Here is a 6,565-nt window from a genome sequence, read left to right on the forward strand (position 1 = left end):
TCGTTCCATGCTGCGGCCTCCGAGTCAGATGTAGTGCATCCAGCCATCAGCGTCGCGGCAACGAGCAGGAGAATAATGGTAAAAAAAAATCGCATGATTCCAATACATTATCCGGGCCTTTAAAAAAACCTGACGATATTCCGTTGGTCGTACCCGGATTTTTCTCTGCACCACCCGGTTCATTCTCTTCAGGCAGCTGCTTCACGAGCGTCGGGTCGATATAGGGCCTGACTTTCCCGATCGTTCCCGGTTCGAACCGGCAGGACTGTATATCAGGATTGGTGAAATGGATTTTTTTCTGCCATGATCTTCCAACTGCAGTTCCGGGTGGCTGCAGGATGCAGGGGCTCCTCGTCCCCGCGTTCGGCTCCCCGTCCCATTCCTATTCGCAGCAGCCGTAATCTTTCATACACGAATTAAGCCAGTCAAGATCAGTCCCGCCAACACGGCATATAGTGGCGCGGATATAGGCGCAGGATCCCTTGTAACTAATGGTACACGATTCGCTGTTGGCCGGGGGATGCAATGCAGTTTCCTGCGCCGGGAGGTCAACAGCAAGGTAGTGGGCACCGGCAACGATGGTGGCGGCGATCGCTAAGCAGACGATGAAGAGGACGAGGCGGGTGAGCGGGGATTTTTCTGACATTTTTTTCACCGTATGGTAAATCCTGATCTTTAGTTTGGCCGCGATCCCATATATCGGCATACGGGTCCTTGCATTCCCGTCAGTGCCCGAGTGGTGGTGCGGATGTGTCGGCATCGCAGCTCTCTTTGTCGCCCCTTTTCTGGTGAGCCCCGTGCGGCGGTGGGTGCAGATAAAAGCCGGGGAACTGCCGGCAGATTCAGGCCGGCACGGTTCCTGAACTCCCCATAATGCTGGTTTTCTCTGACGAAGGACCCCGGTGCACCATCGCTACTCTCCTCCGGAAAACCGTCCCTCCTTTTATTTGCCGCTACAGGGGTCTGATCCTTAAGGCATCCGCTCTCTCAAAGTACCAAAACAAAGCCCAACGGATCTCCGTCTCGGAGAAGATCACCCCCAATTCTGTAGAAAACTCCTGGATCTCTCGCATGAACAGGGGGTCCGGAAGGATGCGTGAAATTCACGTCGGTGGACGAAGTGAGGGCACTTCGGTTTTACCCCCAAAACCGCCCTTCCTTTCCCTTTGACCCTATTCCAGCCCATCCGGCAAACGATCGCCCATCCAAAAGGTACCAATAGGGATCATTTTAGGGGTCATTTTGTAGCGAATTTGAGCAAATGGGGCGATTATATCGGGAATTTCTAAAAGGTGTGTACTAAATACGTCATTTTTCACGAATAATTCGGGAAAAAGATCGTCCATTCCTCATCTGGCATCATAGGTCTCCGTCGGAGAATGGATTTTAGGGAGTGCAGGTCACCTCAGGTCCCGGGGCACCCCCACCGGTCATACAGCAGCCTCCACATTCTGGTTTTCATTTTGCAAATGAATCCTGTCAAACGCACATCCAATGTGAATTACAGGTTAATTTACAACGATCCTGGTGAAGGAGAAGCATCAAAAGAAAAGTATATTGTTTTCAACAACAGATGACACAAAACGACGTTTCAGAGTATTTTCATGCCGTGCACAATACTTACCGAAGCGATGGATGATTCCCCGTTCACCCTGAAGCATGCCCATATCTGGTTCCTCTCATCAATGGGGATCTTCCTTGACGGGTTTGATCTTTTCGTCTTGTCCATTGCCCTGCCGCTCATTATCGTCCAGTTCTCCGCAACGCCACTCGAACAAGGCATAGTTGGGGCTGCAGCGGTCATCGGAGCGATCTTCGGGGCGCTCATCGGGGGTAAGCTCTGCGACCGTTTCGGCAGGAAGAAGGTCTTTATTGCAGATCTTTTCATATTCATCATCTTTGCAGTCCTGTCGGCATTTGCCTGGAACATAGAGTCTCTCATCCTCTTCCGGTTCCTCCTGGGTGTCGGCATCGGCGCAGACTATCCGGCCTGTGCCTCTTATGTCAGTGAGTTCATGCCGAAACGGATCCGGGGCAGGATGCTGATCGCCGCATTCAGCTTCCAGGCAGTTGGTATCTTCGTTGCTGCCGGTGTCGGGCTCCTCATCCTTGCCCTCTACCCATCTGAATCGTCTTGGCGCTGGATGATGGTTGCCGGCGCCGTTCCCGCACTCGTGATCCTTGTACTACGGCGGGGTCTCCCGGAGAGCGCCCGGTGGCATATCCAGCGGAGGGAGTGGAAACTCGCGGTGGGAGTTGTCCGCTACATGATACCGGATTTCACTATGAAGGAGGGGATCAAGCCCCCGGTGGCAGATATTGTGCAAAAGAAGCCGGAAAAAGAACCGGCAAGGCCATCTTTCATGAGCTCGTATGCCGAACTCTTCACCCAAAAGAACTTGCAGAAGACCATTCTCATCACGGTTCCGTGGTTTTTCATGGACTTTGCCTTTTACGGTGTCGGGATATTTAGCCCCATCCTCATCGCATCCATGCTCGGCACGCACGCGACCGGGCTCAATTTCATAGCACAGGATTTCTACTCGACCGGGTATACGGTGTTACTCGACGTCTTTTTAATCCTCGGTTTTATTCTCAATATTCTCTTCGTTGAGAAGCTTGGCAGGATCCGGCTCCAGCTTGCAGGTTTTATCGGCATGGCGGCCGGCCTGTTCATCCTAGCCGCATCAGCGTCCGGTTCCGAGACCATCATCGCCCTCGCGTTTGTCGGGTTCGGTCTCTTTAACCTCCTCCAGAACTGGGGGCCGAATGCAACGACATTCCTCCTCCCCGCGGAGCTCTTCCCTACCCGTCTCCGCGCAACCGCACACGGTTTTGCGTCAGGGTTTGCCAAGATCGGTGCGGCCTGCGGGATCATCTTCGTCCCGCTGATGAAATCATCGTACGGCGTCAGTTATACGGTTATCATCATGGGCATCATCTGCCTCATCGCCTTCGTTGTGACCTGGTTGACACGGATCGATATGACCGGACGTTCCCTGGAGGAGCTGGAGGAGCGCCCGCACCCCTTGCCGTAAAATTTTCAACCGGACTTTGATTGAAAACTTTTAGTCAGACTTCGCTATGAAAATTTCACACGATCCCACCCGCTCTGAAACCACCCTCGCCCCCCTTTCTATCAACACTCCCCACCCCCCTTATCCGGCCACGCCACAACCTCCGTCCCCTCAAATAGCAAAAACAAAGCCCAAACCTATCCCCATCAAGATGAAGATCACTCGATATCAGATAGAAAACTCCTGGATATCTCGCATGAACAGGGGGTCCGGAAGGATGTGTGAAATTCACGTCGGTGGACGACGTGAGGGTTTTTTGTTCCGAGCCCCAAAACAGGGCTTCTTTTCATTTTCTACCAACGACCCTCCATCCGGCAAGCGATCGCCAATCCAAAAGGCACCAATAGGGATCATTTTAGGGGCCATTTTATAGCGAATTTTGGCAAACGGAGCGTTTATATCGGGAATTGCTAAAAAGTGTTTTTTAAATGCGTCATATTTCACGAATAATTCGGGAAAATGATCGTCCATTCCTCATAAGGCACTATAGGTCTCCGTCGGAGAAGTGGGTTTTGGGGAGTGCAGGTCACCCGAAGTCCCGGGCCGGAATGTCCGATCCTGAAAAACAGGGGTTCTCTCCTTTCCGGAAATGCTTAGCCCTTTCCGCTCTCGCCCGTATTCATTCAACTATCATTTATGCGTCATTTATGCGTCATTTCCATGTCACGTGATAATTTATTGACGGTGTTTGAGGACGTAATAGATCCCTTTTTTGTAAACCCTTCATCTCTAAAATATTCCTTAGTAACAAGATTTTTGAGATCTCGTCGTGCTGTCGCTGCTGATAAACCAGCGATCCGCTGATAATCCGCATTGGTAATTTTCCCGTTCTCTTTTGCATAGAGCACTGCGGATATCAGCCGCTCCGATAATCCTGCCCGCACGAGATAATCCCGGTTAAACACATCTTTCCGGAATAGTACCGAGAAGCCCTGGTCTTCCTGGAATACCGGTTCAGGGATTCCGGCCTCTGCGCTGGCACGGCACATCTTCTGTATTCCACCGCCCCACCGTTCGATCCAGCCGATATCATACAGTACCTGTGCGATTCCCTTGTTCCGCAGGATTGATGCATGCGAAGTAAACAATTCTGGTAATGTGATCCCGGAAGCCAGCCGTCCCGGTCTCCATACTTTCAGGGTCATGCCAAATCATCAGTTGGCATTATCAAGAATTGTATGCAGTCCCTCAATGACAAGAGGGATTTTCTTTGAGATCGTTTCCCACAGAAGCTCATAATCTACGCCAATATAACCGTGGATTACTTTATCCCGCAGGCCGGCAATGCTCCGCCAGGGAATATCCGGGTACTGTAAACGTATCTGTTCCGGTAAAAGTTTTGTAGCTTCACCCATCACGGCAAACTTGTACAGCACCGCAGAAAGTGTCCTGTCATCATCAACGAATGCTTCATATGACATTCCCTGAGTAAAATCGCGGAAAAGCTTCTGCTGCCTGTAAGACATCATGAAGGAGCAGGGAATATTCCCTCATGCGTACACAACATCCCGGTAAACCCCGTCACGGATCTCCGGACGAAGCGCCCGTGGGGTAGCAAGATCAACATGTCTCCCGATTTTTTTTTCGAGATACACTGAAAGCTCAATGAGATCAAAGAGATCTGCTCCTTCTTTAAAATCGACGAGGATGTCCACATCGCTGTCATCCCGTGCTTCTTTCCGGGCAAATGAGCCGAACACGCCAATCCTGCGGACTTTATACCGTGCGGTAAGATCATCCTGTAAGGACCTGAGCAGGTCAAGAATCTCATCACGGGTTATCGTTAACATTCTCATGTTCTTATCTGGTGTTCCTTACAATAATCATTTCCCTTACAGCGGAACCGTTGCTTTCTGCTCTCGTTCACTCTTGAAAAAAGAGCCAGAGATTTCCCGGTACCTTCCGGCAAGTGTATGTGTTATGCCCCGTCCCCTCACCCAATCCCGGAAAAATAAAAACGGATGGGGTGGGTAAGGTGTATCCCTCCATGATCATGAGGAGCCTCCCTTTCCCCTCTTACTCCCACCTCCAAACCCCCTTCCTATCAGCACCTCACAACCCCCTCCACCCGGCCACCCCCGGCTCCGTTCCCTCAAGGTATTAAAACAAAGCCCAACCCGCCCCCCGTCCCAGTGAAGATCCTCCGATATCAGATCGAAAACTCCTGGATTTTTCGCATGAACAGGGGTCCGGAAGGATGCGTGAAATTCACGTCGGTGAACGACGTGAGAGTGGTTCGTTTCGGGCCCCAAAACAGGGCTTCTTTTCATTTTCCACCAACTCCCCTCCATCCGGCAAGCGATCGCCCATCCAAAAGGCACCAATAGGGATCATTTTAGGGGATGTTTTATGCCGAATTTGGGTAAACGGGGCGATTATTTCAGGAATTGCTAAAAAAAATGTGTGCGAAATCCGCCATTTTTCGCAATTAATTCAGGAAAATGATCGTCTATTGACCATCTGGCACCATAAGCCTCCGTCGGAGCAGTTGATTTTTTAGGGTGTGAAGGTCTCCCGGAGTCCCGGGCAGCGGTCGGGCGGGGCTGGTGCTGCGATATCATACCCATGGGTGCGGAGAATAGTAAAACGGGACCATTCCCCGGTAAAATCCGACAGGTTAATCTCGTCACAATCCAACTGAAAAAGTCAGATATCCATGACAACCGCAGGGAAAATCCCGGATTTGGCAATTTATATACTGGTATTTTTTTTGATTGCCGGTCTCGTACTGGTTGCCGGGTGCCTCCAGAATAATCCTGAGCCCGGCCCGGTTTCCCCGGGGGCTGGCGTTGTAACAACCGATGCCGGCTCGCTCCAGGGAACAACGGAGAATGGCGTTTTAGTCTACCGGGGCATTCCCTATGCAGCGGCCCCGGTTAAGGACCTCCGGTGGAAACCCCCGGCAGCAGTGCAGCCATGGCCCGGTGTGCGGAACGCGACTGCGTATGGTGCAGTATGTCCCCAGCCGAAATCAGGCGAATTCGATGTAATGCCGGTCATGAGCGAGGACTGCCTGTCCTTAAACGTCTGGACACCGGCAAAGAACCCTGACGAAAAACTACCCGTCATGGTCTTTATCCACGGGGGTGCGTGGAAGACCGGGGCTGGATCCCAGGCGCTCTTTGACGGGAGCCCCCTTGCAAACAAAGGGGTAGTTGTCGTCACGCTCAATTACCGGCTCGGGGCACTCGGGTGGATGGCACACCCGGAGCTGACGGCTGAGTCACCCCATAACAGTTCGGGCAATTACGGGATCCTCGACCAGCAGGCTGCCCTGAAGTGGGTTGAAAAGAACATCGGTGCGTTCGGAGGCGACCCGGAAAGGATCACGGCATTCGGGGAATCTGCGGGGGGAAACAGTATTTACGCCCACCTGGTGAGCCCGGGGAGCAAAGGTCTTTTCCGGCAGGCGATTATCGAGAGCGGCCCGTTCTTCTCCGATGATGCAATGGGAACCGTCTTCCGGCCACGGAGCGAGGCCGAGCAGT

At 52.2% G+C, this 6,565-nt stretch carries 10 protein-coding genes; 4 read left to right on the forward strand and 6 right to left on the reverse strand.

Features of this window, described 5'->3' with window-relative positions:
- Positions 1 to 382: 382 nt before the first annotated feature.
- Positions 383 to 646, reverse strand: coding sequence for a hypothetical protein (locus WC593_15785; GenBank protein ID MFA4826610.1), 264 nt, complete (start codon positions 644 to 646; stop codon positions 383 to 385).
- A 34-nt stretch (positions 647 to 680) separates the two neighbouring features.
- Here WC593_15785 and WC593_15790 point away from each other — a divergent pair, with 34 nt between their 5' ends.
- Positions 681 to 863, forward strand: a complete 183-nt coding sequence (locus WC593_15790; GenBank protein MFA4826611.1) for a hypothetical protein — start codon at positions 681 to 683, stop codon at positions 861 to 863.
- 309 nt (positions 864 to 1,172) lie between these two features.
- On the opposite strand, the gene WC593_15795 is transcribed toward WC593_15790, so the two are convergent.
- Entirely contained in the window at positions 1,173 to 1,346 is a 174-nt protein-coding gene (locus WC593_15795) for a hypothetical protein (protein ID MFA4826612.1), read from the reverse strand.
- 258 nt (positions 1,347 to 1,604) lie between these two features.
- On the opposite strand from WC593_15795, the gene WC593_15800 reads away from it, so the two are divergent.
- Complete coding sequence (locus tag WC593_15800) at positions 1,605 to 3,038, forward strand: MFS transporter (GenBank protein MFA4826613.1); 1,434 nt, start codon at positions 1,605 to 1,607, stop codon at positions 3,036 to 3,038.
- 267 nt (positions 3,039 to 3,305) lie between these two features.
- On the opposite strand, the gene WC593_15805 is transcribed toward WC593_15800, so the two are convergent.
- From WC593_15805 to WC593_15820, 4 genes are all read right to left on the reverse strand, one after another.
- Positions 3,306 to 3,548, reverse strand: a complete 243-nt coding sequence (locus WC593_15805) for a hypothetical protein (GenBank protein MFA4826614.1) — start codon at positions 3,546 to 3,548, stop codon at positions 3,306 to 3,308.
- 170 nt (positions 3,549 to 3,718) lie between these two features.
- Complete coding sequence (locus WC593_15810) at positions 3,719 to 4,222, reverse strand: ATP-binding protein (GenBank protein ID MFA4826615.1); 504 nt, start codon at positions 4,220 to 4,222, stop codon at positions 3,719 to 3,721.
- Between the two features lie 9 nt (positions 4,223 to 4,231).
- Positions 4,232 to 4,498: a HepT-like ribonuclease domain-containing protein gene (locus WC593_15815; protein ID MFA4826616.1), complete on the reverse strand. Its 267-nt coding sequence runs from the start codon at positions 4,496 to 4,498 to the stop codon at positions 4,232 to 4,234.
- A gap of 69 nt (positions 4,499 to 4,567) precedes the next feature.
- Entirely contained in the window at positions 4,568 to 4,867 is a 300-nt protein-coding gene (locus WC593_15820; GenBank protein MFA4826617.1) for a nucleotidyltransferase family protein, read from the reverse strand.
- Positions 4,868 to 5,274: 407 nt separating this feature from the next.
- Here WC593_15820 and WC593_15825 point away from each other — a divergent pair, with 407 nt between their 5' ends.
- Together WC593_15825 and WC593_15830 are read left to right on the forward strand one after the other, a co-directional pair.
- Positions 5,275 to 5,577 (forward strand): hypothetical protein, encoded by a 303-nt coding sequence (locus WC593_15825; protein ID MFA4826618.1) that lies wholly within the window; start codon positions 5,275 to 5,277, stop codon positions 5,575 to 5,577.
- A 183-nt stretch (positions 5,578 to 5,760) separates the two neighbouring features.
- The coding region (locus WC593_15830) for a carboxylesterase family protein (protein ID MFA4826619.1) at positions 5,761 to 6,565 on the forward strand (805 nt) is incomplete at its 3' end.

Source organism: Methanoregula sp. (genome assembly GCA_041645435.1).
Classification (GTDB): domain Archaea; phylum Halobacteriota; class Methanomicrobia; order Methanomicrobiales; family Methanospirillaceae; genus Methanoregula.

Bases quoted from the DNA above. Each gene is read 5' to 3' on its own strand.
- WC593_15785 (MFA4826610.1), bottom strand. From the start codon at position 646: ATGTCAGAAAAATCCCCGCTCACCCGCCTCGTCCTCTTCATCGTCTGC.
- WC593_15795 (MFA4826612.1), bottom strand. From the start codon at position 1,346: ATGGACGATCTTTTTCCCGAATTATTCGTGAAAAATGACGTATTTAGT.
- WC593_15800 (MFA4826613.1), top strand. From the start codon at position 1,605: ATGCCGTGCACAATACTTACCGAAGCGATGGATGATTCCCCGTTCACC.
- WC593_15805 (MFA4826614.1), bottom strand. From the start codon at position 3,548: ATGGACGATCATTTTCCCGAATTATTCGTGAAATATGACGCATTTAAA.
- WC593_15810 (MFA4826615.1), bottom strand. From the start codon at position 4,222: ATGACCCTGAAAGTATGGAGACCGGGACGGCTGGCTTCCGGGATCACA.
- WC593_15815 (MFA4826616.1), bottom strand. From the start codon at position 4,498: ATGTCATATGAAGCATTCGTTGATGATGACAGGACACTTTCTGCGGTG.
- WC593_15820 (MFA4826617.1), bottom strand. From the start codon at position 4,867: ATGTTAACGATAACCCGTGATGAGATTCTTGACCTGCTCAGGTCCTTA.
- WC593_15825 (MFA4826618.1), top strand. From the start codon at position 5,275: ATGCGTGAAATTCACGTCGGTGAACGACGTGAGAGTGGTTCGTTTCGG.